Source organism: Neisseria sp. HMSC073G10 (assembly GCF_001812605.1).
In the GTDB taxonomy this organism is placed as follows: domain Bacteria; phylum Pseudomonadota; class Gammaproteobacteria; order Burkholderiales; family Neisseriaceae; genus Neisseria; species Neisseria subflava_A.
In genome coordinates, this window is sequence record NZ_KV809512.1 from 22,105 (window position 1) to 48,933 (window position 26,829).

Here is a 26,829-nt window from a genome sequence, read left to right on the forward strand (position 1 = left end):
CCGTTGTTGCCGCTGCTCCTCTGGCTTTTGCTACTCAAGCATTGGCCGAAGTACCTGAAAGCGTTAAAACCGACTTGGCTACTGCAAAGACTGACGCATTATCCGTTGCGGCCATCGTACTGGGTATTATCGCTTCAATCTTCGCTATCCAGCTGATCCGCCGCGTATTGCGCTAATTTGAGGCATATTTCAGACGACCCCTTAAAGGTCGTCTGAATACTAATTGACATGAGAATTTAAATAATGGGCTACCAAGTCGGAAATAATTGTTACGCAACCCGTCAGGATGCCGAAAACGTCTATTTCAGTTTAGTGCCTCCCAAAATTGGCGATGACGGAAAGTTATATCAGCTTAATTTTACTAAGTTTGGCTGGAAATATGGGGAGCAGATTTTAAAAGCTGAATTGCCAGAATGTAACCCGATAGACAGCATGAAGGACGGATCCTATATAGGCTGGTCAGTTGTTGCCATCATGGCAGCGGTTTGGGGTATCAGGTTGATATGGCAGAAATTGAGATAGAACCATGATGGATTTTTATTTTTATCTTGGTGTGTTTGTTCCGGTCGTGGTGGGCTGGATGATTTTTAAATAGGTAGTGATATGGAAGATGATTTTGAGTATGAACAAGGGGCTAGTTATGGTGGAGCAGATTATGGCTTCGGTGACTTTATGGAGCCTGACTCTGATCATGAAACGCACGAAGAGTATATGGAAAGGGTTTGGTCAGATGGTTATGACCAACATCAGGATTATTTAATTTTTCTGATTGATGCCGGTCTTATGCCCGAAGATAGTACGGTTGAAGACATGATAGCAAGTGGTTATGGTTCGTTTTAATGAAGAAGCGATATAATCTAACTTTCAGCAACCATTACGAAAGTTAGTATTATGTTTTATATTTCAGAAGAAGAATTGAGATTTAAAAAAGATACGAATCCTAATTATTCAAATGAAAAATTGTGTCATGTGTTTATGACTGAATTATTCAATTTGAAAAATTTGTATCCGTTCCATAATTTTATTGAGATTGCAAAAAACGCAATGCAATATTATTTGAACAGAAGTTACTTAGATGAAGTAATTGTATTTTTTGAAGATTGTTCAATTCTGAAAGTGAATTTCACAAAAGATGGGTTTGAGTGGTCTGAACATTATGATGAAGATATTACAACGGCTTTTTATTACGGTCGTTATACTTTTAGGGTTTAATTTTTCGTTCGCTGATGTCGATATACACGTTGAAAAAAATGGTCGTATGCGTGTACCGGCTGGCGGATTTAATCAGAATGGGATACGCCCTTGGATGTATCTTGATAATAATGGACCTAAGTTTCATCATGAATATGTTTCAAGATTTGATAAATCACTTCACGTCCGTGAAGCCTCCACCGGTCTCCGCTCTGCCTCAACTGTCCCCGTAACGTTGGAAGCCCAAGTATCCCGTAAAGCCGTTCTTAAAGGCGCATTTGGCCTGGTAAAAGCAGGTGCAAAATTTGGATTAAAAGCTGTTCCTTATGTTGGTGCTGCTTCATATGCCTATGATGCTTATCAGGTTGTTAAATCAACATTGGAATCTGAAGGCTATGAATATAGTCAAGAACAAGGCGAATTTATAAAAGGTTATCCAGATGCTTTATGTTTAAAAGACCGTGCTGTTAATTCGTGTGTAGGTATTGATTCTTCAATTATTAAAGCAAAAAGTAAAGGCGGTCAAAGTGCTGAAGACGCTGAAGAATTAATGAGAATTCTTGTCGAAAAAGATTTTCAAAAAACATCAAAAATAATTATAGAAGATAGGTACAAAGGAGCATATTTCCAATTTTGTTTTTATGCTGGTTTAGGTGTTTCATGTCAAATTAGTACTGGTACGCGCTTTTGGTATGGTGCAAAAAATGGACTACATAGTGAAACTTTGACAGAAGAAAAATTCCTTCAAATCGCGACCCCATCTATTGACGGAAACCCAACGCCCTTTGTAGAAGGCACTGGCAAACCCGAATATAAAGAAAACATTAAAGTCCCTTCCGGAACAGTCGTAACCATTGGCCCTGTAACTCCCGAAAATGGCAAGCCGGTGCAAATTACCATTACCTTCGGTCAAGATTCAAAAGGCAATACAACGGCAAATGTTGCAACAACACAGCGTCCTGATTTGACACCGGGCGGATCTGAAGCACCCAATACAAAGCCTGATCCAGATCCTGCGCCTAATCCTGATGGAAAGCCTGATAAAAAGCCGGATGATAAACCTGATTCCGATGATAAGCCTGATAAACGTCCAGATGATAAACCTGATCCGGATGATGATCCATCTAATAAAGACAAAAGAAAAGAAGATAAAAAAGATGACAAGAAAGAAGAATCAAAAGGCTTACTTTGTAATGTTTTCCCTGACATATTAGCTTGTTCAGAAAAAGGCGATGTAGAGGAACAAGAAGAACCTTTCAAAATTCCTCATACAAATAACGAAACAACATTTAGCCCCGATTTCTTCCTACCCGATAATGGTGTTTGCCCTGCTCCACGAACTGCAACCTATTTGGGCATAACCATGGAATTTAAATATGACATGATTTGTAATTTTGCCCAAATGATACGCTTTCTTGTGATTGGTATCGCAGCGGTAGCAGCAGCGTTTATCATGTTTTCAAGTAGAAAGGACTAAAGCATGAAAGCTGCATTTTTTGCCATATTACAAAGACTATTAACCTATATTGTTGCAAAAGTATTTATTGCCCTTGGCATTAGTTTTGTAACCTTCACAGGTTTTACAGTTGGCTTAGGTTTTATAAAAGACTACGTAAAAAATCAGTTCAACTCAATGCCATCAGACATTCTTCAAATTGTCATGATGGCAGGTTTCGGCCATGCATTAGGTCTGATATTCGGTGCATTTGCATTTAACGTTGCTATGCAAAGTATCAGTAAACTGTCATTTATTCCAGGGGGAAAAGCTAAATGATTATTTTACAAACTGGCGTTCCGGGTAGTGGAAAAACTGCATCTGTTGTTAATATGCTGATGACAGACGAAAGCTACACCCACTTTACCGACAAAGACGGCGTAAAGAAAAAACGTCCATTGTTCGTCAATGGCATTCCTGAATTGAAGGTAGAACATGAAGAACTTACAGATGAACAAATTAAAGAAAAGCCATTTCAAGATTTTCTCCCTTATGGCTCGCTCGTCATCATAGACGAAGTGCAAAGGCTGATGGGCACACGTTCAGCAGCTTCAAAAGTACCTCCATTTATAGAAGCTTTGGCATTACATCGACATCATGGTTTAGATATTGTCCTGATTACTCAACATCCAAGTTATCTTGATAGTTTCGTAAGAAAGCTCGTTCAAAGGCATATGCACGTTTCAATCAAGCCAGTGGGACGTAAGCTTTACGAATGGAACGAATGCGTTGACCAGCCCGATAGCAGCGTAAATATTGCCAAAGCCATTGAGCGGACGTTTGTAGTTCCTAAAAAGTCTTTTGGCATGTACAAGTCTGCTGAAGTGCATACTAAGCCGAAACGTCGCATTCCCAAAAGCCTGATATTCGTTGTCCTGTTTATTCCCCTTTTAATAGGCTTCACGCTTTACACGATAAATAACATGAGCAAACGATTTAGCGCGGATGAACAGCAAACAACGTCAACAATAGCCGCATCCGATGTAGATGGCGTAGAACCAAAAACTAGTCCTGCGACTGCCGATATAGGGCAAAATCTCAAACCTGAAGATTTTGTACCTACACTCGTCGAAAAACCCGAAAGCAAACCCATCTACAACGGCGTACGCCAAGTCAAAACATTTGAGTACCCTGTCGGCTGCGTTGATGGCGGCAAAAGCGGATGTACATGTTACTCAAGCCAGGGCACACCGCTGAAAGAGATCACTAAGGCAATGTGCAAGGACTACGCCAGAAACGGCCTTCCTTTCAATCCTTATAAGGATGAACAGCACACCGTACAACAGCCACAAACAGCACCGCAGACAGCCTATGCGCCTGAAAATGGACAAGTACTTACGATGGGCGGCAAAAGCCCTCAAAACCTGATGTATGACGGCTATGTAGAGGCAGGGGAACAATTCCAGCAACGTGGAGGGACTGTCGGATCTAATTAATCAAGCTGCTTTTTACTGTGTTGATGTAGCCCTAAAGGCGGAATCAATATGGTAAAAAGTAGCACGGGGTGCGGGAACGCCCGCTACTTGAATACTAGGATAACTATCCGAAGCTGTAAGCCCTTTTATTCAGACGGCTTACAGGTTCGGATTAGCTACCCGAACCGAAAAACGCCCATCTTGAAACGGCCTAAGTCATCAGACTGTAGAAAAGATGAAGAGGGCGTTTTTTTTGTTGTCTGAAAATTGAGTAGCATCAAAGAACACATAAAAGTGTGAATCTGCATAGTAAGGGAAATTATGAGAAACGCTGTCGGTTTGGATATATCGCAAAACACTTTTGACGCTGCCGCTATTGTCAATGGGCAAAGTAAGCAAGCCCTGTTTGATAACAGCATAAATGGCTTTAAAAGCTTCAAAGCCTGGCTTGACGGTTTTGACTGTGAATTGCATATATGCATGGAAGCAACCGGCAATTACTTTGAAGACGTTGCCGACTATATCGGCCAGTTTTACATCGTATCTGTTATCAACCCTTACAAAATTAGTGAATACGGCAAAAGCCGTTTTCACCGCACAAAAACGGACAAACAAGATGCAAGGTTGATTGCCGAATATTGTCATACGGCCATGCCCAAAGACTTACCCGCTCGGCAAAAAATAAGCATAGGTCATTATCGCTTGAAACGCTTATTGGCTTTATATGAACAGCTTAAAACCCAAAAGACCGCCCAAAAGAACAGGCTGAAAGTAGCTAAAGACGATTTTGTTAGAAAAATTCATCAAGTTCAAATCCAAGAATTGGATCAACACATTCAGCAAGTCGAAGCAGAAATACAGGCAATCACAAATAGCAATCAAGACTTGAAAGCTGTTTCAGATCGTCTGCAAACCATTCCGGCTATTGGCAAACTAACAGCTGCTATACTCACAAACTATTTACTTAGTGGCGACTTTAAAACCGCTAATCAATTCACCGCCTTTGCCGGCTTGAATCCGCAACAAAAAGAATCAGGAACCAGCGTAAAAGGTCGTTCAAGCATGACGCGTTACGGTAACAGACGGCTAAAATCCGCTCTGTTCATGCCTGCTATGGTTGCGCTCAACAGGAATTACTTTCCCGATTTTGTCAAACGCCTGAAGGCCAAAAACAAACCAAAGATGCTGATATTAGGAGCCCTTATGCGTAAGCTTCTTGTCGTGGCTTACTATGTTTACAAAACACAAAAACCTTACAATCCTGAACGCTACAAACCTGCATAATGTTTGTATAAAATAACAAAGCTGTTTTTGCCTGAATGTCAAGCAAAAACAGCTTAAAACGCTTGCGCCCTGAGTAATTACATAAAATAAATATCAAGATAAATCAACATGATATAAAAATTACTCGAAATAGGGCTAGACGGCTAAAGTAGCATCTTTTCTGTTACACCTGCATTCGCAATATCCTGATTGTTAAAGAACAATCCAAGTTCGCCAACCCTGCCGCATTTTCATGAGAACCTCAGGTTGGCGATTCACACAATCAAGGTATCCTTAAACACATCCACCGACGGTTTTGCGCCATGGTGTTCCACTTTGCGCCGCCATTTGCTACCCAGATGGTAAAAGCGCAGGCTGTCGGTTTCAGGGTTGTAGGTTTTCAAAAGTTTGTCCTTTAAAACAACCCACTGGTCGGGCGCGATGTCGCATTCGAACACCGAATACTGCACGCGCACGCCGTAGTCCAAACACAATTTCGCCACGCGCCGTAGCCTTGCCTGTCCGTCCGCGTCTTCCAACGAAATATCGTAAGTAATCAGCATTAGCATTTTGTATTCCCATATACAGGCTGCTTTAAAGGCCGTCTGAAAATATCCGATCCGTTTTCAGACGGCCTGCAAACCTATCTCATCAAAAACGGCGGGTATTCCGCCAAATCCCCGCGCAAGTGCCGCGCCAACAGCATTGCCTGAATATACGGCAGCAATCCGATTTCCACTTCTTCACCCAAAAACGGATGAACGATTTTCTCCTGCTTTTTTGCCTGCAAGGCTTGGAACAAGAGCTTACGCGCTTCAGCTTTTAGGCTTACCGCGTCGCTTGCCTCGGTAACGAAATCCTGCGGTTTGATTTGCCCTCGGTTAATCAGCGACAGCACCAACCTATCCGCCCACCACGCGCGGAATTCTTCCAAAATATCCTGCGCCAAACTGTCGCGTCCCGGTCGGTCGGCGTGCAAAAAGCCCACCTGCGGATCGAGCCCCACGCCTTGCAGTGTGCCGCTGATGTCCTTGCCCAAAATACTGTACACAAACGACAAGAGCGCGTTCACCCGTCTCTGGGCGGACGGCGGTTGCGCCCGTCAAAAGTAAAGCCGCTTTTTTCGCTCAAAAGCTGCCCGAACACGCCGAAATAACGCGCCGCTGCGTCGCCCTCAATGCCGCGCACCACGTCCAGCTCCATCGTGCCCTTCAACTGCCGCAGCGAAATGTTCAAAGCATCGACCGCACTTTGAATCGCCGCATTCTCGCCATAATTGCGAATCTGCCGCTGAAGCACCCGTTTACTCGCCTGAATCTTCGCCGCAATGATATTGCGCGCAATCGGTACGGGATTTTGCTCCGACACCCGATACTGCGCCCGACGCAGCAGCACATTGCCGCTCTGCCGCCCCTGAAGCCGCCCCAAATAACGCCCATTTTCGGTAAAGAACGCCAAATTCACATTATTTTCACCGCAAAACCCCAATAAAAACGGCGACACCAGCACATTCCCAAAACAGAAAATATGCCCGATGGAATGCACCGGCAGCTGCGCCACCTTCTTACGCTCCTGCTCCACCACCAACGTCTCCCGCTCCTTATGCAGATAGCTGCCTTGGGTGGTGATATAGAGCGTGTTTTGCAGTTTGCGCATGGGAAAACTCCTTGGATTTTGGCCGCACTTTTGGGTATTTAACAGGGTTGATCCACCTGAAAAATGGTAGGTCAGATTCTCAAATCCGACACTTTCAAAATTACCGCAATAATTTCAAATCATATAAATATCAAAAGGTTGTCGGATACAAGTATCCGACCTACTCTTACTGCGCCACCTTCTTACGCTCCTGCTCAACCACCAGCGTCTCCCGATCCTTATGCAGGTAGCTGCCTTGGGTGGTGATATAGAGCGTATTTTGCAGTTTGCGCATGGGAAACTCCTTGGGTTTTGACCGCAGTTTTTTGGGGCTGATAAGGCTGGCTGTCTGAAAATTGTGATGCCTATGGTTGCTGGCAGTTTAATTTTTGTTGATAATCTTTAATCATTGAATTAAGACCTTGATTATCTAATCTCCAAGTTTCAATTTGTATATTGGTTGGTTTATCCCAATTATCATTTTTATTAATATTGATATTATTTTGTTCTATCCTATTACGAAGAAAAGTAATTCTATTTAATAAATCTGCATTAACTTTTATCTGTTGTAATTGTTGACTACAGATTTTCAAATTGTTCTCAATATTTTGATGAGCAGATTTCCATTGAGTAATAATAGACTCAAGTTTACTATTTTCGTTTAACGCTTGATCTCTGGAAGTTCTAATTTCTCTAACTTGAGATTCTAGTAATTTGATTTCTCTATCCTTATTTCCATTTTCTTTTCTTAATTGGCTAACTACTGAATTACTGGTCAGATAATTAATTTGTTTTTGTTTTTCATCTATTATCTGTTGATATTTTTCATTTTCATCTTCCAAATAAGGAATTCTATGATATTGATTGTAAAGAGAAAATAAGCAAGCAAAAATTGTTATTAATATGCCAACTCCCCCAAAAGCCTTCATAAATTTTGAGTCATACCAATGAGTATTATCATCACTAATGTTTTCCACCTCTTGGGTATTTGAGCCACTTTGAGAAGTAACATCTTTATTTTCATCTAACATATATTGTTCTCCTTAAAATTTCCTATTAGATATAAGGCTTTCTATTCAAAATACAAGTCCCCAAACAACCCCTCCACATACCCCACACTCCTATCCCGTTTCCCCAACAATTCCGGTTGGCAAATATCCACCAGCGAGCAGGCTTTGCAGCGTTTACCGTAGTCGGGCGGTGGGGTTTGACCGCTGTTTAGGAGTTTGCGCACAGCGATGATGGTGGCGAGTGTTTGGGCACGCAGGTCGTCTGAAAACACGACAGGGACGCGGTGGCGGGTTTGCATATACCACAGCACGCCCTCAGAGACGGTTTGCCCCGTCATTTCTTCCAAACACAAGCCTTGGGCGCAAAGCTGGATTTCGTCCATTGGGTCGGGTTTGGGCTTGCCGCGTTTGTATTCCACAGGTTTCAGACGGCCTGTCTTTGTTTCCACTTCCACCAAATCCAGCACGCCGCTGATGCCCAGTTTCTCCGCCGACACATGCACCGTCCGCTCAAAACGCACGCCCTTACGCGTTTCCGGTTCGCCAGAATCCACCCGCTCATGAAGCGCCTTGCCCTGCGCAGTCAAATAGTTCTCCGCCCACGCCTGCTCGTTGTGAATCAGCGCGCATTGGCGCGGGCAGAAGGCGTAGTGTTGCAGGGCAGAAAGGGGAATAATTTGCATAATGTATGTTTATCGCTTTTTAATTTCTGATAATAATTTTTCCCCATCAACAATTCGTGCCAAGGTTTGAGCAAAGGGAAAAGAACGGCTTAAAATCTTTTTGACTTCACTAGCTTTAATAGCTTTTGGTAAACAGGTAAAACCGTCCAAGCGCTGATAATAGGTTTTGTCCTCCCGCCCATAATGTGGTGCTTTTTCTAGCTTACCTGATGCCTGGCCAAATGCCACGATGCCTTGCCCTGACTCATATAAAAATACCCAATCACCTTTTTTGAATTTGGCAATTTTTTCTTTATAACCATCTTCAAATGCCGCAGCTACCTGTTTTTCTAACATAAATTTATGATCGTCGATATCATTGACTTTATTTGTGTTCAGCAAAAAATATTGAGTTGACTCCTCTCCATCCAGTTCAAGCTCTTCATTTGCCTGTGCCTCAAAGCGTTGTTTCCATGGAACGATAATTTGCTCTGTAATCAGACGATGCAATAGTTCCTGCCGCGAAAGATCAAAACTTTCAGCAATTTCCTGCAAGATCAAATCTTCTTTTACAGAAAGGCGAATACTGAACGTTGTTTTTTCCTGATTTTTTTCAACAAACTCGTTTTCTAGGTTTTGGATAAAATTTTTCACTGAATGCTCCTTTCATATTAACGAAGCTATTATACCATTAAATAACACAAATATAAACACATAAAATAACACAATATATGTTCATTTGTTGAATAAGGGCTTTATGAGATTTATTTGTAATAGTTTTGCAGGATGGGCTTTAATCAATCCTTTATATTTGTTGAAACGGTGGGCTGAAGCCCACCCTACCGACTTCTGCAATACAAGCGGTCTTTTTTTCAGACATTTTTACAGATATTCTTCCACACTCACGCCATTCAGGCCGTCTGAAACCACGCTGATGTTGTAATCGCCAAAACCGCTTGCGGGCGTACCTGATTCGCCGTTTACGCGTTCGACCTTCACGGCGTCAAACAGTTTATGTGCAGGCTGGCTGCCGAGCGCGCTGTCGTGTTTGAAAACGAACAGTTTGCGTGCCGCCATTTCGCCACGGGTGGCGGAGCGGTCGTGTTCAAACATCAGCGTCAGGGCTTGCCAGAGTTTGGCTAAGTCGTCGTCTGAAAAATCGGTTTTGGCGGCAAGGTTGGCGGAGATAAAACCGTGCACGCGGTAGAGCGCGTAAGGGACGATGTATTTACGCCCCATAGTGCGTTCTTTTTCCAAGTCTTTTTCGTTGGTTACTGCCATGCGGGTGATCGAAACTTCCAGCGGCACAATCGGGTCGATGGATTGGGCGAACGCCAGTTGTACAGGGCCGCGCACTTGTCCGCTGTTGACTTCGGTGGTCATCACGGCGCCGAAGGTGCGGATATCAAAGAAGTTTTTACACATCCAAGCGGTAATGTCGCGGGCTTTGGCTTCGTCTTTGGGTAGTTTTTTGGCTTCAGATTCAATGCCGAGCGCTTCATAAGCGCGTTTGTTTTGCAGGTTCAATACGCTTTTTTCTTTCACGTAGATTTCGTAACCGGCTTCCTTTTCGCTGCTGATTTCTACAAAATTACGGATTTTGCGCTTCAGGCAAACATCGGTTACTAAACCTTTGCTGGATTCGGGATCAAGGCGCGGCATATTGCCCGCATCGGGATCGCCGTTGGGGTTGCCGTTGGTAACATCAAAAAAGTAAACAAATTCATAGCGGTTTTGAATGGCAGACATTTTCTGGCTCCTTAGTTTTCAATAGTTTCAGCGGTTTCTTTTTTAGCAAAATAGCTTTGTTTTTGATGGTAATAGCCGATGGCGAAGCGGCCTTGCTCGTCAATGCTCAAATGGCGCGGAAAGGTTTCGGGCAGTTTGGCAATGATTTCGCCCAAATCTTTATCCAAATTCACCGCCATGCCGGCTTTGTCTTTACGCAAGCGCGATAAATGGTGTTTTGCGCCCGACAAAAGGCGCGGAAAAACGGAAAACGGCACGGCGGAGGCAGAGCCGTAATAGCGGTCGGCGATGCCGGCGTTTAATTCGCCCAACGCCTGATATTGAATGCGCTCCAACACGGCAAACAGCCGCCCTAAAAGATAGGCGCGATTCGGGCTTTCATTGTTCAAACTCATAGGAACTCCTTCTTCGATAAAACCTTTTCTAAAACGCCGCTGTAATACGGCTTTCATCATTGCCACGCGCAGGCCGTTCACATCGCCATCGGCACGGATTCGGGTAATCAGTTGCGACAGTAAGCTCAAGGGGTACGGCGTACCGCAAATCACGGCGCGGGTCATTTCGCCTGCCAACACGGGCGAAATGTTTTCGCTTTTGCCTAACACGGCAGTTTGCAATAAGAGTCGCCAAATAGACGGCGGCGTTTTCCACGCGTAAGGCTCAAGGGCTAAATCTTGCCAATGCTGCGCCAAATTTTCCGCCAGCTGCCCAAACGTGGTATCCAGCCAAAACCGAATAGAAATCCGCGCGGCGTTGGGGGTAAGCCCTAAGATGTAAAAACGGGTATTGGCAGAAAGTTCGGGGGCAATTTCTTGCAGAGGACGACCTTTGCTGATTTGTTCCAATACGTTGAAAATTTTGGCGCTTTCTTGTTCATCATCCGGCGGCGTGAATACTTGCGCGAAGAAGCCTTCGGTAGCCTGCGCCGTGGCGTTATCATCCGCTTCCGCCCAAAAAACCGTGCTGGCATCGCCGATAGTCAGACAGTGATTATTTTCGCGGCGCAACAGATAGTTCAGCGCGGTGGTGTAGGCAAAGGCGGATTGTTCGGAAACGGGCGCATTTGCGCCTTGCTCTTTACCAAAAGAGGCAAAGGCTTCTTTGTTGAACGAAATAATCGAACCGCCGGAGCTTTGCCCGCCAAATACGCCTTTAATTGCAGGATGCAGCCGTGCAATTGGGGCAGTATCGCCGCTAATCAGGCACAAGCCTTCGAGTGCTTCGTCGCTTTTCAGACAGCCTGCCCATATAGCCTGCGCGGCTTCTCGTTTATGAATACAAGCGGTCGTTTTTTCAAAAGAAAATGCGATGTTGGCATCGAGCATTTCGGTAGGCAGGTTTTCGGCAGCAAAATGTGCAGGCTGCCAGTTTTGCAGAAAACGGCACAAGGCTTGCAAGCCTTCATCCTCACTGTTTTGCAGTAAATCAAGATGGTATTGCTTGAAGGCTTCGAAGGTTTTTTCAGACGGCGTAAACGGTTTTTCTTTGGCTTCGGCTTTGTTTTTATTGGCTTCCACGCCAAGCGCGTAGGCGGTTTTATCCCACAAAAAATTCGGTTTGATACCCGACGTGCGTTTTTCAGGGCGCGGCACACTCATCAACTTCGGTTGCGGCTTTTTATCGGCAGTCAGATTCGGCACTGCGGTTTTCAGACGACCTTCTTTATCCAACACCAAAATCCAGCCGATTTTTTCCTCGCTAAAGCCATAAGGCGGTACTTTCGGGTTGCCCATTTCATCGGTTTCTGCTGCCAAACGGCGGTAATAGTGGGCAAGGGACGCAAGAATCATGCTTTCACCTCCTCGGCGTAAAACGGCGGCACATCAATCACGCCGTCTTTTATTTGTGCGCGGAAAAAATGCGGCGTGTTGCCGTGGTCAAAATCAATATCGTGCAGCATCCAGCCTAAATCGCGGTTTGCCTCGCTTTCCGATAACGCCGACGGCGGTAGCGGATCACCCTCATCAATCAAAGTAAAATCGGCAGGGAATTCACGCACGCCCAAACAAGGCTGCTGAAAGCATTGCCCCTTTTTCGCACGGCGTTTGAACATCTCGATATGCTTGGTAACGGTTTCATCCGCCCCCGCTTTTGCCGTCAGCACCGCATGGGCCTCAATCACATAAGCCACGTCTTTAAGCACCGTCGCCGCGCGCTGTTGGCGGTCGTCTTCAATCAGCGTATATAAATCGGCAACGCTCTTACGCTTCATCGCGCCGCTGACCTTGCCCGCCGAAATCTTGCCGCCCAACTCATTGCGCCGCACCGACTCAAACCGAATCGGCTTTAGCACATAAATCCGATCTATCACCCACCGAATCGCCGGCTTCCAATGCACCGCCGCCAAAATCCCGCGCGCCGCCGACGGCGTAATGACATCATAAGACACCCGCTCCACCTTCATCTCCGGACGGGTAAAACAGGCATAATCGCCCCAAACGTGTAGGCGGATTTGGTTTGCCATACAAACTCCTTAACACACAGCCGCCCGAAAGCGGCTGATTTTTACTAATAACCTATAAATTTTAGTTTCAACCCACGCACTTGATAAGTGCGATCCGCTTTAGGCAGACTTTTTCTCAAACCTTAAAAAATCCGCCAATTTTTTTGATTCAACGACTTCATCATGGGGAATCAGTACATAACGCCAATGCTTACCATTGTGCTGCAACGCATAATCCATAGCGTGTTTGCACCATTCAAAAGCTGCATCAGCTTTTGCCAAAACTTCAGGATCTTTTAAATCTTTGCCTGCTTTGGTTTCAACAAGCCAGATGGAATCTTTGGTCTCTACAACAAAATCAGGGATATATTCTTTAGAATCGAAACCTGATTTCCAGTAAATCTGAAATTGTCCTTGCGCTGGCTTGAACCATTTTTGCGCGTCTCGTTCCAGAATCACAGCAAAACGGCGTTCAGTATCAGAGTCGAATTTTTGTAAGGGATACAGACATTTGGAAAAGCTGCCAAACAGCATTTGCTTAATACGGCTGACATCTTTTGGTGTTTGTCGCACAGAATGAATCGCTTCATCAGCTGAAACAGTATAGTTGCATGGTTTGAGCGTACTAAATCCTTGACTGACGCGGGCTTCATAACTTGCCACTTTTTCCCAAAAATGCTCCATCATTTGCGCATGGATTTCACGGGCAATCAGACGACGTTCTTTATCCAGCACACTCAAAACTTCCTCTTCGGATAAATAAGCACGTAGGTGCACCACCATCTGTCCCGCCAAATCGTAAAGCAGGTCAGCTTGGGTGAAATAGTCAATATCGTCGAAATCCATCAGCGAAAAAACAATATAGTCTTCAGGGCGTTTTTCTTTCATACCCAATTCAGCAGACAGGCTACTTTGCTCGTTGGTGTGCAGGTTGTGAATAGTGATTTCACGTTCACTCGGTTGTAGATGCAGGCTGCTTAAATCGAGTTTGAACGGATGGAATCCCGTGCTGACTTCCCCGCTGGGTATAACTGTAATTCTAGGAATATCGATGGTTTGATTCACCATTGTTTCTGTGGTTTTAGCAACAATCTCAGCTATATCCAGCTCATCCACTAGCAATTCCCCTTGAGCCGGTTGTAATGCCGTCTGAACTTCTTGAACGATTTTTTCGCGGATTTCCACTGTCAATAATGCTTGGGAAGTTGGAGCCTCACTTGGACGGGAAGCATATTTTGCAGCAGCTTCCATTACCTTTCGGGCAATGCGTTTTTCGTTTTCAGTTTTAAAAACAGGCTGATAATCGACTGAAGAATTGGTTTCTGAAACACCTTGTTTTGTATTTTCAGACGACGTTTCCACCAATCCCAATTTCGTTTCCACACCGCTATACACCTGCACGCTGACTTTTTTATCGTCCTCACTTGGTGCATCCAAAATCACCTGTTTCAATTTCAGCACTGAATCACCTTTATTGGCTTCATCGATGATTTCCTGAAAGCGGTCGTGGGCGATAATATTCAATCTATCCACCACTTCCACTCCCGTACGTTTTCCATAAGGCAGACGCAAACCGCGTCCGATAGATTGCTCGATCAGTGTTCTAGCATTGGCAGCGCGCAGCGGTACGATGGTATAAAGATTGGTAACGTCCCAGCCCTCTTTGAGCATATTGACATGAATCACGATTTCCGTCGGCTCATCCACGCTCTCCACCGCTAAAAGTCGTTCAATCATTTCTTCTTCGTCTTTGCCTGATTTACTTGAATCCACTTGAATCACTTTGCCCTGATAACGCCCGTTATAAAAGTTGTCCGATTCCAGTAAAGACAATAATTGCGCCGCGTGCGTGGTATCGCGGGCAATCACCAGCATAAAAGGCTTCACTACAGCAACATTATTTTCCCGAGCATAAGTTATAAGCTCAACCTTGGTGTTTTCATGCACACGCACGCCGTCTTCCAACTTGATTTTCTCAATTTCTTCGAGCGTATAATTTTTCGCATCAAAATTGCGCTGCGTAACCACCGCAGGCATTTTGACAAAACCATCGTCCATTGCCCGAGCCAAAGGATAATCTACAATCACGTTTTTGAATGGAATAGGCGCTTTGGTGGATTCCACAAATGGTGTGGCAGTTAGCTCTAAGCCAAAAAGCGGATTTAATTCATTAATCGCCCGCATCCCCGCCTGCGCCCGATAGCGATGTGATTCATCCATCAGCAACACTAAATCAGGCAGATTCGCCAGATAGTTGAAATAACTATCGCCCAGCACTTCACGCATCCGCTTGATTTTTGGTTCTTTGCCGCCGCGCACCTCGCTGTTGATTTTGGAAATGTTGAATACATTAACGGTAATCTCACCAAAAAGATTATCCATTCCCATACTCAAATTCTGCTGCTCATAGTTGTCGCCGCTAATCAGCTTGGGTGGATTTACCGCAAATTCACTAATGCCTTTAAACACATATTTTGGCGTATTCGGTGTAAAGTCGGCAATCAGCTTGTTATAAATCGTCAGGTTCGGTGCAAGTACAAAAAAATTATTGATACCATGTGCCAAATGTAGATAGGCGATAAATGCCCCCATTAGGCGGGTTTTTCCCACCCCCGTTGCCAAAGCAAAGCACAATGATGGAAATTCCCGCTCAAAATCCTGCAAGGTTGGGAATTCAGCTTTCAAGGTATTCAACACCGCCGTTACATCGCGATCTTTCTGCGCCATTTCCGGTGCGGTATCCAAAGCCTGCTTCAGCTTTGCCAAACTTTCTGCTTGCGGTGCACGCAAAGACAAACGTCCGTTGATATAGTTTTGAGTTCTGATGCTCATGGTTTTATCTCTTATCTCTTGCTTTCAGTAATTAAAAATAGCTTAATCACTGATTTGATCTTTATTCCTTTAGCTGCCTGGATTTTTTAGCTGACCAAACTGCCATATGTGATCAGTTGCTCGAAAAATTCGAATAACTGACATTTTTTGCAGCAAGCCAATACAATTCGAACTATTCCGAATTTCCGGACAGATCATCTCTTGCTTCCTGCCAATCCGACAACTCATTTTCCAACTGTTCAACTGTCGGTAGATTCGTTACCAAAGGTTCCGGCAGGGCGCGTACCAATTCGTATTCAGCAATGCCTATCGGCTTGTCTATGCCCGATAAGGCATACTCCGCCACCAAGCGGTTTTGCGTTTTGCACAACAGTAAGCCGATAGTTGGATGATCGTCAGGAGCTTTTATTTGTGCATCGACTGCCGCCAAATAAAAATTCAATTGCCCTGCGTGTTCGGGTTTAAATGCCGTGGCTTTTAATTCCACCACCACATAGCATTTCAGGCGGGTGTGATAAAACAGCAAATCAATAAAAAACTCGTCGCCGTTCACTTCCAAGCGGTATTGCCGCCCAACAAAAGCAAAGCCGTTACCCAGTTCCAGCAGAAAACGGGTGATGTGCTGCATTAAGGCGTTTTCAATTTCCCGCTCTTGCGCGTCTTCGCCCAAACTCAAAAAGTCGAACAAATAAGGATCTTTTAATGTTTCTTGCGCCAATACGGAAGTCGGCGCGGACAAACGGGCGGCGAAGTTGGTAACCGCTTTCCCTTGTCGCTCGTGCAGGCTGTTTTTAATGTGGACTTCTAATGTGGCGCGCGACCAATTTTCCGCTATCGCTTTCTGCACATAAAATAAACGTGCTTCTTGTTCCTTAATACGGTTAATCAAAAGCACATTATGACCCCACGGCAATTGTCCAACAGCCTGTTGGACAATTTCAAAATCAGTCCAAGCTTCAGCAAAAGCCCGCATATACATAAGGTTGGAGCGGGAAAAACCCTTCATTTCAGGAAACGCCTCGCGCAAATCCCGCCCCAAGCGGTCAATCACTTTGCTACCCCAGCCTTGCGTTGCCTGCCGCTGCAAAATATCCCGCCCGATATGCCAGTAAAGCGACACCAGCTCGGCATTTACTGCTAGTGCCGCCCGCTGCCGTGCGGTCAGCACCCGGTTTTTAATGTCTGCTAGCCATTGCCCATAGTCGGCGGGCATCATCGCCATTTCCTTACCTATCACTATCCTCTCCATCAAACAATCCGCCCTGATTTTCGACCGCACTTTTGCGTTTCACGGGTTTGGTTTTGGCAGCGGGTTGGTTTTCAGACGGCCTTTGTTCTGTTTCTTCTTCCGCCATCGGAAGATTGGCTACGTTCAAACTGTAATCGTCGTGCCCCCATTCGCAGCGTTTCAAAATCATTTTGGGGATTTTTTTTAAGGAAAGATTAGGAAAACGCTCCGCTGCCTGATCTGCCGTAATCCCACGCCAAGCAGAGCAGCAGATTAGCAGGCTGCGGCCTGCTCCAACCTCGTCTGAAAGCACTTGCAACTGTTCGACAGATAAGCTTTGGGTGGTAACGTAGATAAAATCGTTTTCGCTCGAATAGCCGTGCTGCCACCAAAGGTTTTCAGACGGCATATAGGTAAATCCCTCCAGCTTCGCCAAGGCTTCCGCCAGCATTTCAGGGTTGTAGTCGGGATTGATGATTTGATTGCCCCATTTGTCGTTGACAATTAATGTCGGCGCAAGGCGGAAATAGCGGAATCCGCCGCCTCCCTGCCAGTTCACCGCTTTGGAAATGCCGCCCTGATCTTCGCCGTCTATCACTTTTTGCAGGCGCGGGATAATGTGGGTATGGCAATGCTCGCCCAGCTCCACCATAATCCAACGCCGCCCCATTTTATGGGCAACTGCACCGGTAGTACCTGAGCCTGCGAAAGAATCTAGGACGAGGTCGCCGGGGTTGGTAGAAATCTCTAAAATTCGTTTAATCAATCGTTCTGGTTTTTTACCATTCTTAAATTCAACATTTCCTTCATTAGCAATTCCATTCCAAGGAATATCAGTCCATAAATTTGTTAATGGTTTCGCGGGAACAAGTTCACCATCAATTTCTTTCACTTTAGAAGAATAAAAATAGATTTGCCTTCCGTTCAAAATATATATATCGTCAAAATCGTCTCTTTCTATATGAATTACTTGATCCTTTAAATTCTTAGACTTATCTCTTGCTTCAACAATAGTTCTCCCTGCAGCATTGCTAATTGCTGTAGATTGGAATACGCAGTCTCTATGTTCCAAAGCATATCCAGCAACAAGTGCATCAAATGTCATTCTTCCCATTTTTTTTCGTGCTATACGTGTATTCTCAAAACCCAGAGATGAAGCAACAACCTCATTTAAACCTCCAATCTTCCAATTTGAGTAATGTTCTTCTTTATTTAGAATAATTTTTCCATATCCCGAGTCATAGCCACTTTCAACATAAATTTGATCATATTTATATGAAGATCTATCCTTGGCATACATTAAAATATATTCTGTCTGAGAATATGGAGATGGATTTACAGTTTTATGTCCTGAAGGATCAGATGTTTTTACAACAACCATATTCAAAAATTGATTTCGGCCAAAAATTTCATCACAAAGAATTTTTAAATAAGCCATTTCCTTGTCATCAATATGGATAAATATAACTCCATCTTTAGTCAGTAGTTTTCTTAATATTTCTAATCTTTCTTTAATTAAGCCAAGCCAAATGGAATGCTCTAATCCATCATCATAGTGTTCAAATGCAGCACCTGTATTATATGGGGGATCTATATAAATACACTTCACCTTACCCGTAAATTCCTGTTCCAATGCCTTAAGCGCAAGCAGGTTATCACCGAAAATCAATCGATTATCAAACGCCGCCGATTCCGACCGCACTTTGGCGTGATAGGATTTTTCAGGGTCTTCGAGCAAAATCCGCGCTTCTAACTTTGGACGTTTATGTTTGCCTATCCAGGTGAGTTCTAGTTTTTGTTTGGTCATACTATTTCCTAACTCGGTTTCTTTAGTGGGTGTAGCCGGCGTGTATCTCCACCATTTTTCCAATAACTTCCAGTATCTTTATTTGGCCATCCATAATCCGGACAAATTAAAGCATCACATAATTGCTCAACTAATTTTGCAAATCTTAATCCATCTTGAGGATAAAGATTAAACGAAAGTTCATTGAAATGTGCGCCAATAACATTTCGTGTTTGAGCAATTTTTTGTATCTCTTTTAAAATTTCACCAATTTGAATTTCTTCATTATTTTGTTCGCTTATTTTTTCAACCTTCAGCTCTCTTAGTAATTTACCATTTACAGCTCCCAATAAATCACTTAGTACATAAGTATTTCCTACTTTTCTTGGAACTGCACAAGCATATTTTATAGTTAGGAAATCCAGCAAAGCCTCTAAAATAACACCAGCTTTCCCAGTAATAGATTGTATGTCTGGATCAGAATCATCGAGTAAATTTTTTAGCCGAACAATCTCTGTGATTGATCCAGTTAAAGCCATTCCACTATCCAACGACCAGTGTTTTAACTCTACAAATTGGCAACCTTGTTCAGGTTTTAAAATACCCCAGCGAAATTTCTCTCGCCAAGGTCGATAGTGTGTTGTAACGATAGTATGTTGGAATTTCTGGATTACGTCGTAAATCATGCCGATAACACGCTCTACATGGGGTTCGTCTACACTACCTAATACGTCATCTAAAACCAATATTTTTTGTTCTGGATTTTCACGTTCAGCTAAGGCTAAAAATACACAAAGTCCCAAAGTATCCAAATGAGAATCACTAAAATATGCTTGCGGAGGGGTATCTTGTTTTCCGCCGAATTCCATTGAAATATCTAAAGAACCTCTTTTGGCTGCATCTAATGCTAGGGTAATTTTATCTAAGCCTTCATTAGGATGAATTAACTCATAAAGTTCACCGACTCTTATTGAGATTGCCTCAAGAATATTGTCTGTATATTCCTTACGCTTACTCTCAATAATATCTAGTACTCTTTTCAATTTAGGTAATGTTACAGATAATTCGTTAACAATATTTTCATTATTTGCAAGATCATTTAATGAACGTCGTAATGTCTCTATAAAATTCTTACTATCTATGCATCTATCTGCTTCTTTTCTCCAAGATTCTTTCTTATTGTGTACCGTAGTCCATTCTAACCATTGCGTTGGATTTTCGGGTGCTGGAAAAAATGGAAGATCTAGGTCTTGAATCTCAGATGTATTCAAACAGTAGTTTTCTAATTTTTTAAAATCATCTCTTGTATTTTTTAAAAAATCCTCTAACTGTTGTTTCTTACTTCTTAGGGAAATTTCACTTCTCGAAACGGTTTGTTTTACACTATTCAATTTCCCAACCAGTCCATTTTCTTCAATCTGCTTATTTACATTCTCAACTAAATTACTTATATTTTCAGAACTTCCACAAAGTGGACATTTTTCCAAGGTATCATGTTTATGAAAATATTTTTGTGCAGCTTGAAGAATATCTATGATTTCTAAATAATTATTGGAAGCTGCTTCGCTTAGCTTGGTTAGTGTAACCTGATCGTTAGCTAGTTTGGTTTCAGCATTCTCTATTTCATTACAGATTTGCAGGTACTTTTCGTATCCTCCTTCAATTTTGTTCCAATAAGAAATTAAGACATCAATATTATTTTTCTTTTTTTCAAGATGAGCTACGTCTTTTTTTACTTCATCTTTTGCCCACGAAATAACATCATGTACTGGACAATTTACTTGTTTCCAAAAATGTTCGATAGTATTTCTATTTTCACTTACACGTGTTATTGCAGTATCAAAATCTCGCTCCTTATTATTGATTAGTTTTCTTAATGTATTTTCTGATGTTTCAATTCCAGATACATCAATAAATTGACGAATTTCCTTATAGCGTTCTGCTGGTTGTGCAGCTATTAATCTTAATATCTCACTGCGGCGCAATACTGATACCTGTGGTCTTAATACTTCAAAATCAACAGATACATTTTTCTTATCTAAAGATAATATGCAGGTACCACTTGAAGTTTCTAATGAAACTTTAACATCTGAATGGGATTTCCCAACAGACGGCCAATATGTTTTTGTAGAAGATCCAACGCCCCTATTTTCCAAAGAACCAATTTTGCTATTCCCCAGTAAATCAAAAGCATCTGAAATTGTGGATTTCCCCGTACCATTTTCTCCATAAATGATCGTCAGTTTTTTGCCTTTTTCAAAATTCAGAACAAAAGGCGTTACAGAACCTCTAAGATTTTCAATAGATAAACTTTTTAATGAAATAGTGGACATTTTTATTCTCCAATTCCCATATTTGTTTTATCTATGGCTTTTTCTATAGCCAATAACCAATCTTCCTCTTTCATTGAACCTGTTGCAATTTTCTCTTGATAGCGTTCTAAATCAGTAGCTAAAAATAGCTTTTCTTCAATTAAAGAAGGAAAAATTAATTCGATTAATTCTTCATCTGGTGTTTTCATCTTACCATTTCCTCGCATAATTAGTTTTTACTACAGATGAAATATAGGAATTAAGACCTATCCCTTGTACTGCTAAATTCTTCATCTGTTCTACTGCATATCTACCTGGTTTAACATATGTATATAAATAGTTTCTATAACGCCCACTCTTAAATACAACATGAATAGAATCTTCAAAAATTTGATACGAAACGATATTAGAGTTTCTAGAAAGATTTTGATAAAGCTCCATTAAACCATCTCCCATTCAATAAAAAACAATTCTTCCTCTTCTACCGTCTGCTTCAAACTTTCTTCTAATTCTTCAATCAGCTGGTTGCGCTGCGCTTCAATTTCATCCTGTTTATCAAAAAGTTCACGGCGTTGGCGGCTGCGTTTGTTTTCTAATTCGCGCTGTTTTTTCTGCCAACTTAGTTTTTCCTCTAAAGTGGCGGAAGTGGCGGCGGTACGGCGGACTTCTTTGATTTCACGATCGGTTTCTTTAATGTCTTGTTCCAAACCTTGTTTTAAATCATCCGCCCAGTCGTCCAGTTTCTGCACTTCCTCCTCAAAATAACCCAAATTACGTTCGGTGGCTTGATTTAATAGCGTTTGGCGGCGTTCAGTCATATTGTCGGATAAGGTCGTCTGAAATCCCATTTTTGTTGTGGTTTCGGCAATATGTGCAGGCAGGTGCAGAAGTTTTTCTGGGTCATCCGCTTGTAGAACTTCACCGTTTTCAGTTATGGCGGCAATCAGTATGTGCTGCTCCGTATCACCCAGTGCGCTAATGCTGATGAGTTTGGCAATAAGTTGTCCGCTTCGTCCGCGATAGGGTTCGAGTGTACTGATCCTGCCGTTACGCCCTTGATAATCAAAAATTAGACGTACTGGTGGACAATCGCGTTTTTTGGCGCGATCGATGATGGCTTGTGCCAAGGGATGAGTAATTCGGTAGAGATGAGCTTCGCCACTTTTTCGCGGCAGTTCGTATCGTCCTGTTAGAATGTTAAGGCCGTCTGAAAGATTTTCAGGTAGCTTATTGAGTATAAAACCACCATCATAGAAGTCTGAACTGTCACCAAGTTCGCTTCGGGTTAACTCCATTAAGATTTTTTCGTATTTGTTGAGTGCTGCTTGGCTTTTTTCAGCACAGTTCCGTAGTCTTTCGCGGACTTCTTCATCAAAATTTTCCAGCAGGGTTTGACGGGCTTTCATCATGTTCTGGTTGATTTCCTCTGATAGCTCACTTTGCAGGCTATCAAAGGCAGTTTTGATGTCTTCGGACTGGCGGCATTGGCGGTAGATTTCAGCAATACGCCGTTCGATATCTACGCCGCTACCGATTGCCCCCAATACTTCGTCGCTGGCACCAAATACACCATCAAAAAGCTTAAATTTTTGCTCAAGCAATTCGTAAACACGTTGGTCGGCTTCATTGGTTTCATCAACAAAATTCACTACAACGACATCATGTTTTTGCCCATATCGGTGACAGCGTCCGATGCGCTGTTCGACACGTTGTGGATTCCAAGGCAGATCGTAATTGATAATGAGTGAGCAAAATTGTAGGTTAATGCCTTCTGCACCTGCTTCAGTGGCAATCATGATGGTGCCACGCTCTTTGAAATGCTCTACTAAAGCGGCACGGGTATCGGCAGTTTTGGAACCGGTGATTTTATCGCTGCCTTCATGCCGTTTGAGCCAGTCTTTATAGATTTTTTGTGCTTGGGGATCACTGTTTGTACCATTGAATAACACGATACCGTCACCATTCTCGCCTGCGTAGTCGGTTTGGGCAAGACATTCTAAGAGATAGGCTTGGGTGCGTTTGGATTCGGTAAAAATAATGGCTTTTTGCGCCGCACCAAGTTCTTTCAATTTGCCAAAGGCTGTGGAAAGCGCGGTCAATAATGCACGGCTTTTTGCGTCTTCTCGAATGTTTTCGGCAAGTTGTTTAAAATGTTTGAGCTCTTCAATTTCATCAGCAATCGCTTGATATTCATCAGCAGTCAGAATGTTCGATTCGTTTTCCTCTTCCCATTCTTCTGCAGTTTCATCTAAGCTTTCATAATCTTCGTCCAGAGTTTCGACTAGGTCTTGCGTGGTTGATTCTGCCAATACGCCTTGTAGGCGCTTGGTCATAGTATCCAGTGCACCAGCAATAGCACGGCTACTAGAGGCTAAAAGTTTCCACAACACTAGGGAAATAAGCTGTCTCTGTCCTTCCGGCATTGCTTGTAGATTTGGACGACGTAGGTATTCTGCAACCAAATGAGAAAATTCTCGTTCTTGGTCGGATGGAGTAAATTTTTGCAGGATGGCAAGTCGCTGAGTGTAGGGAACATAGGCCTGTACTTGGCGGCGTAAGGTACGTCGGCAAACAGGGCTGAGTCGCTGGCGCAGATGAGATAAGGTCTGTTCTGTGGCCTTTGCACCGAATTGAGCACGAAAACTATCTAAGTCGCTAAAAACACGGTCATCTATCATGCTGACCAAGCCGTAAAGTTCAAGCAAAGAATTTTGCAAAGGAGTAGCAGTTAATAGGACTTTGCTGGATACGTTTTCCAAAGCTTCTTTTAAAGTTTTACCGATAACATTGTTTTTCTTATAAACATTGCGTAGACGATGAGCTTCATCTAATACAACCAAATCCCATCCAATTTGTTTAATATCATCCGCTTTAGATTTAGCAAATTGATAGGAGCAGATAACGGGATTTTCTTGACGAAAAGGGTTTTTGCCTGTTTTTTTTATGGCATTGTAACTTTTAGCCTCCAAAATCATGCCCTGTAAGCCAAATTTTTCTTGTAACTCTTGATGCCATTGTTTGCGTAAGTTGGCCGGGGTGATAATCAGAATTTTACGTTTGCGTTCTGCCCAATGCTGCAATATTACCAAGCCCGCTTCGATGGTTTTTCCTAAACCTACCTCATCTGCCAAAATCACACCTTTCGACAAGGGATTTTTGCAGGCAAACAAGGCTGCATCAACTTGATGCGGGTTTAAATCGACTTGGGCATCAACCAATGTTGTTGCTAACGAGTCCATACTTCCGCCCTCGGCTTGACGGGTTAAAAGCCAGGAGTAGTATCGAGCTTGATGTGGTGTCAGTTGAGATTGGGACATGGTCTTAATTTTCTCCAAATTACTTTTTAGGCCATACGAAGGATATGCCTTTTAAAGGTAAAAATCAAATTAATATTCTATAAATTATAAGTTCAGTTAAAACACCAAACTCTCCCCCTTCAAAAACACCGTATCCTCCCAAGAAAGCCCTGCCACCTCATCATACAAATCCAGTCCAATCAGCGTATAAAACTGTTTGCCAAAGTTTTTCTCGTTAACCGGTTCGATACGCCCTGCTTTATACAAAGCAGCGAGGGCTTTTTCGGGGATTTGGATGGTGTAGGGTTGCAGTTTGCGTAAGAGTCCGCCGATGTGATCGGCGTGGTGCAGGCTGCTAATGAGGTTTTCGGCCTCACTGTCGAACGGAATAATCAGCGGCTGCATGTGGCTTTCGATCATGCGGAACTTGTCGGCGATGGTTTGGAATGGGAAATCGAGGCTTTGCCCTGTATCGTTGTGCATTTTCAGGATTTTTTTATTGTCCAGTTCGCTGCCTTTTAATTGATAAAGCTCGGCGAAGTAGGCGGCGACGGCTTGGGTAGATAAGAGGTCGTCTGAAAAGCTGTCGGCGGTCAGGCGCATAACGGCGGCTTGGGCGGCAAGTTCAGGCGGGGCTTTCCATTGTTCTTCTGGCGCGAATATCCATACAAAGCTGTTTTCAGACGGCCTTTTACCTTCGCGGTTACAGCGTCCTGTGGCCTGGGCAACGCTGTCTAAACCTGCTTCGGCGCGCATCACCAGCGGAAAATCCACATCAACGCCCGCTTCAATTAAGGAGGTGGCGATAACGCGGCAGGGTTCGCCGTTTTTCAGACGACCTCGAATTTCGTCCAGTTTTTGGCTGCGGTGTTTGGCGCACATTAAGGTGGTCAGGTGGAACGTGCCGTCAAGGTGTTTGGCTTGGTCATACAGGCTGCGGGCGTGGCGGCGGTTGTTGACGATAACAAGCATTTGCGGGTATTCACCAAGTTTGGCGAGCAGGTCGGCATCGGTTTGTGTGCCGATGTGTTGCACGGTGGTGCGACGCAGTTTGTCGAAAAGTGCGATCGGTTTTGGGGCGATTTCGCGCACGTTTTCAAAGCCGCGATAGAAACCGTTTTCAGCTTGCACGGCTGGCTGGGTGGCGGTGCACATGACGACAGAGCAATGATAGTTTTGAGCCAATTCTTTGATGGCTTGCATGATGGGCAGCAAAAGATTGAGCGGCAACATTTGCGCTTCGTCGAGGATGATGACGGATCCTGCGATGTTGTGCAGCTTGCGGCAGCGCGAGGAGCGGTCGGCAAAGAGGGATTCGAAGAATTGCACGGCGGTGGTCACGACAATCGGCGCGTCCCAGTTTTCCGAGGCGAGGCGCAATTTGTCTTTGGTGGCCTCATTTTGCAGTTTGCCGTCGTCGAAGGTGCTGTGGTGTTCCAACACGGCTTGTTCACCCAATTCGCCAAAGGCTTTGCGGAATTCAGCGGCGTTTTGCTCGATGATGCTGGTGAACGGGATGACATAAATCACGCGCCGCATACCGTGCCGTTTGGCATGTTCCAGTGCGAACGCCATAGAAGTGAAGGTTTTGCCGCCGCCGGTCGGCACTGTGAGCGTAAACAGCCCTTGCGGTTGTGCCGCTTGTTCTACGGCATAATCCAGAATTTCGCTACGCAGGCGGTTTAAGGCGGCATTACGTTTTTCGGCTTCAGTTTGCTCTGGAGCTTCGGCGATACGTCGTCTGAACGCGTTGATAAATTGATTGAAATTGTGTTGTAAGGCGTTTAAATCGGGATAACCGCCTCGCTCGACGGCTTTGTTTTCTAGCTTTAGATAAAAGGCTTCGGTATCGAGATAATCGGCATCCACCAAGCAAGAATAAAGCATTCGTGTGAAAAAGGCGTAGGAGAAAAAAGGATGATGCGCGTCGGCTTTGAGTAGCGGTGCGGACAGGGCTTGAGGGAGCTTGATTTCTTGTTGCCACAGATTATCGAGAGCGGGAATATCTTCGCCAAATTGCAAAGCTAGACGCTGTTTCAAAGTACTGCGGTTATCGCCCTCACCACATCCATTAGCCAACCCTGCATGATGCCCCGCAATGCAAAACGCCATTAACTTACCGATAACATTTCCCTAACGCTCAACGGCAATTTTGGCGCCGGCAGTAGCATGATCAACTGAAGGGCCCCCATGCAATCGATGGTTAAAGGCTTCTGAATATTTCCCTAAGTCATGAAGCTGTCCCGTCTGGCAGGCCTGTTCCTGCGCCCCGAATACTCGCGCAAACTCCGCCGCCATTTCGCCAACATTTACCGAATGGCTTTGCAAGGTTTGCCAATGTTCGTAAGGCAAGAGATTGCCGAGTTTATCTTGCGCGGAATGGGCGTAGTAAATTAGGGGTTTCATATTGAAATTCTAAAAAATTCAAATTGATACATATGCAATGATAATATGATATTAAATTTAATATGTAAATAGAAAAAATGCCGTCTGAAACTTTTTCAGACGGCAT

General features: G+C 43.7%; 21 protein-coding genes and 3 pseudogenes. 8 read left to right on the forward strand and 16 right to left on the reverse strand.

Annotated elements, in window-relative coordinates; all coding sequences use genetic code 11:
* From HMPREF2865_RS12330 to HMPREF2865_RS04115, 8 genes are all read left to right on the forward strand, one after another.
* The coding region (locus HMPREF2865_RS12330; RefSeq protein WP_168163628.1) for a major capsid protein at positions 1-176 on the forward strand (176 nt) is incomplete at its 5' end.
* A 67-nt stretch (positions 177-243) separates the two neighbouring features.
* Positions 244-522 (forward strand): hypothetical protein, encoded by a 279-nt coding sequence (locus tag HMPREF2865_RS04090; protein WP_036472918.1) that lies wholly within the window; start codon positions 244-246, stop codon positions 520-522.
* 81 nt (positions 523-603) lie between these two features.
* Entirely contained in the window at positions 604-840 is a 237-nt protein-coding gene (locus HMPREF2865_RS04095; protein ID WP_070645762.1) for a hypothetical protein, read from the forward strand.
* Positions 841-891: 51 nt separating this feature from the next.
* Positions 892-1,212 carry a hypothetical protein gene (locus HMPREF2865_RS12240; protein WP_080974656.1) on the forward strand — a complete coding sequence of 107 codons (321 nt, stop codon included), beginning with the start codon at positions 892-894 and terminating at the stop codon, positions 1,210-1,212.
* Complete coding sequence (locus HMPREF2865_RS04100) at positions 1,157-2,668, forward strand: IgG-binding virulence factor TspB family protein (protein ID WP_070645766.1); 1,512 nt, start codon at positions 1,157-1,159, stop codon at positions 2,666-2,668. Before HMPREF2865_RS12240 ends, HMPREF2865_RS04100 begins: the two co-directional genes overlap by 56 nt.
* Before the next feature lie 3 nt (positions 2,669-2,671).
* Entirely contained in the window at positions 2,672-2,965 is a 294-nt protein-coding gene (locus tag HMPREF2865_RS04105) for a DUF2523 domain-containing protein (RefSeq protein WP_070459732.1), read from the forward strand.
* Positions 2,962-4,122: a zonular occludens toxin family protein gene (locus tag HMPREF2865_RS04110; RefSeq protein WP_070645768.1), complete on the forward strand. Its 1,161-nt coding sequence runs from the start codon at positions 2,962-2,964 to the stop codon at positions 4,120-4,122. Before HMPREF2865_RS04105 ends, HMPREF2865_RS04110 begins: the two co-directional genes overlap by 4 nt.
* Positions 4,123-4,422: 300 nt before the next feature.
* Positions 4,423-5,385 (forward strand): IS110 family RNA-guided transposase, encoded by a 963-nt coding sequence (locus HMPREF2865_RS04115; protein WP_070645770.1) that lies wholly within the window; start codon positions 4,423-4,425, stop codon positions 5,383-5,385.
* 254 nt (positions 5,386-5,639) lie between these two features.
* Here the strand turns inward: HMPREF2865_RS04115 and cas2 are convergent, their stop codons facing one another.
* The 16 genes and pseudogenes from cas2 to cas3 form a co-directional block, all read right to left on the reverse strand.
* Positions 5,640-5,933, reverse strand: a complete 294-nt coding sequence (gene cas2, locus HMPREF2865_RS04120; RefSeq protein ID WP_070645772.1) for a CRISPR-associated endonuclease Cas2 — start codon at positions 5,931-5,933, stop codon at positions 5,640-5,642.
* Positions 5,934-6,007: 74 nt separating this feature from the next.
* Positions 6,008-7,020 (reverse strand): annotated as a pseudogene (cas1c, locus tag HMPREF2865_RS04125) (type I-C CRISPR-associated endonuclease Cas1c).
* Between the two features lie 169 nt (positions 7,021-7,189).
* Positions 7,190-7,294 (reverse strand): annotated as a pseudogene (locus tag HMPREF2865_RS11560) (CRISPR-associated endonuclease Cas1); the annotation flags it as partial.
* 70 nt (positions 7,295-7,364) lie between these two features.
* On the reverse strand, positions 7,365-8,030 hold the full coding sequence (locus tag HMPREF2865_RS04130) for a hypothetical protein (protein WP_070645778.1): 666 nt from the start codon (positions 8,028-8,030) through the stop codon (positions 7,365-7,367).
* 41 nt (positions 8,031-8,071) lie between these two features.
* Positions 8,072-8,692, reverse strand: a complete 621-nt coding sequence (gene cas4 / locus HMPREF2865_RS04135) for a CRISPR-associated protein Cas4 (protein WP_070645779.1) — start codon at positions 8,690-8,692, stop codon at positions 8,072-8,074.
* 9 nt (positions 8,693-8,701) lie between these two features.
* Complete coding sequence (locus HMPREF2865_RS04140) at positions 8,702-9,325, reverse strand: hypothetical protein (protein WP_070645780.1); 624 nt, start codon at positions 9,323-9,325, stop codon at positions 8,702-8,704.
* A 228-nt stretch (positions 9,326-9,553) separates the two neighbouring features.
* Positions 9,554-10,420, reverse strand: coding sequence for a type I-C CRISPR-associated protein Cas7/Csd2 (cas7c, locus tag HMPREF2865_RS04145; protein ID WP_070645784.1), 867 nt, complete (start codon positions 10,418-10,420; stop codon positions 9,554-9,556).
* 11 nt (positions 10,421-10,431) lie between these two features.
* Complete coding sequence (gene cas8c, locus HMPREF2865_RS04150) at positions 10,432-12,210, reverse strand: type I-C CRISPR-associated protein Cas8c/Csd1 (protein ID WP_070645791.1); 1,779 nt, start codon at positions 12,208-12,210, stop codon at positions 10,432-10,434.
* On the reverse strand, positions 12,207-12,884 hold the full coding sequence (gene cas5c / locus HMPREF2865_RS04155; RefSeq protein WP_070645793.1) for a type I-C CRISPR-associated protein Cas5c: 678 nt from the start codon (positions 12,882-12,884) through the stop codon (positions 12,207-12,209). Before cas5c ends, cas8c begins: the two co-directional genes overlap by 4 nt.
* Positions 12,885-12,983: 99 nt before the next feature.
* On the reverse strand, positions 12,984-15,653 hold the full coding sequence (locus HMPREF2865_RS04160; protein ID WP_283120633.1) for a DEAD/DEAH box helicase family protein: 2,670 nt from the start codon (positions 15,651-15,653) through the stop codon (positions 12,984-12,986).
* Positions 15,654-15,867: 214 nt separating this feature from the next.
* The gene (locus HMPREF2865_RS04165) at positions 15,868-16,911 is read right to left on the reverse strand and encodes a PDDEXK nuclease domain-containing protein (RefSeq protein ID WP_210399350.1); all 1,044 of its coding nucleotides are present in this window, start codon (positions 16,909-16,911) and stop codon (positions 15,868-15,870) included.
* Positions 16,912-16,921: 10 nt separating this feature from the next.
* Positions 16,922-18,730 (reverse strand): site-specific DNA-methyltransferase, encoded by a 1,809-nt coding sequence (locus tag HMPREF2865_RS04170; protein WP_070645799.1) that lies wholly within the window; start codon positions 18,728-18,730, stop codon positions 16,922-16,924.
* Between the two features lie 8 nt (positions 18,731-18,738).
* Positions 18,739-21,042 (reverse strand): AAA family ATPase, encoded by a 2,304-nt coding sequence (locus HMPREF2865_RS04175; protein WP_083309559.1) that lies wholly within the window; start codon positions 21,040-21,042, stop codon positions 18,739-18,741.
* Between the two features lie 2 nt (positions 21,043-21,044).
* The gene (locus HMPREF2865_RS04180; protein ID WP_070645802.1) at positions 21,045-21,230 is read right to left on the reverse strand and encodes a hypothetical protein; all 186 of its coding nucleotides are present in this window, start codon (positions 21,228-21,230) and stop codon (positions 21,045-21,047) included.
* 231 nt (positions 21,231-21,461) lie between these two features.
* Positions 21,462-24,338: an SNF2-related protein gene (locus tag HMPREF2865_RS04190; protein ID WP_083309561.1), complete on the reverse strand. Its 2,877-nt coding sequence runs from the start codon at positions 24,336-24,338 to the stop codon at positions 21,462-21,464.
* Positions 24,339-24,434: 96 nt separating this feature from the next.
* Positions 24,435-26,723, reverse strand: a pseudogene (gene cas3, locus HMPREF2865_RS04195) (CRISPR-associated helicase Cas3').
* Positions 26,724-26,829 lie beyond the last annotated feature (106 nt).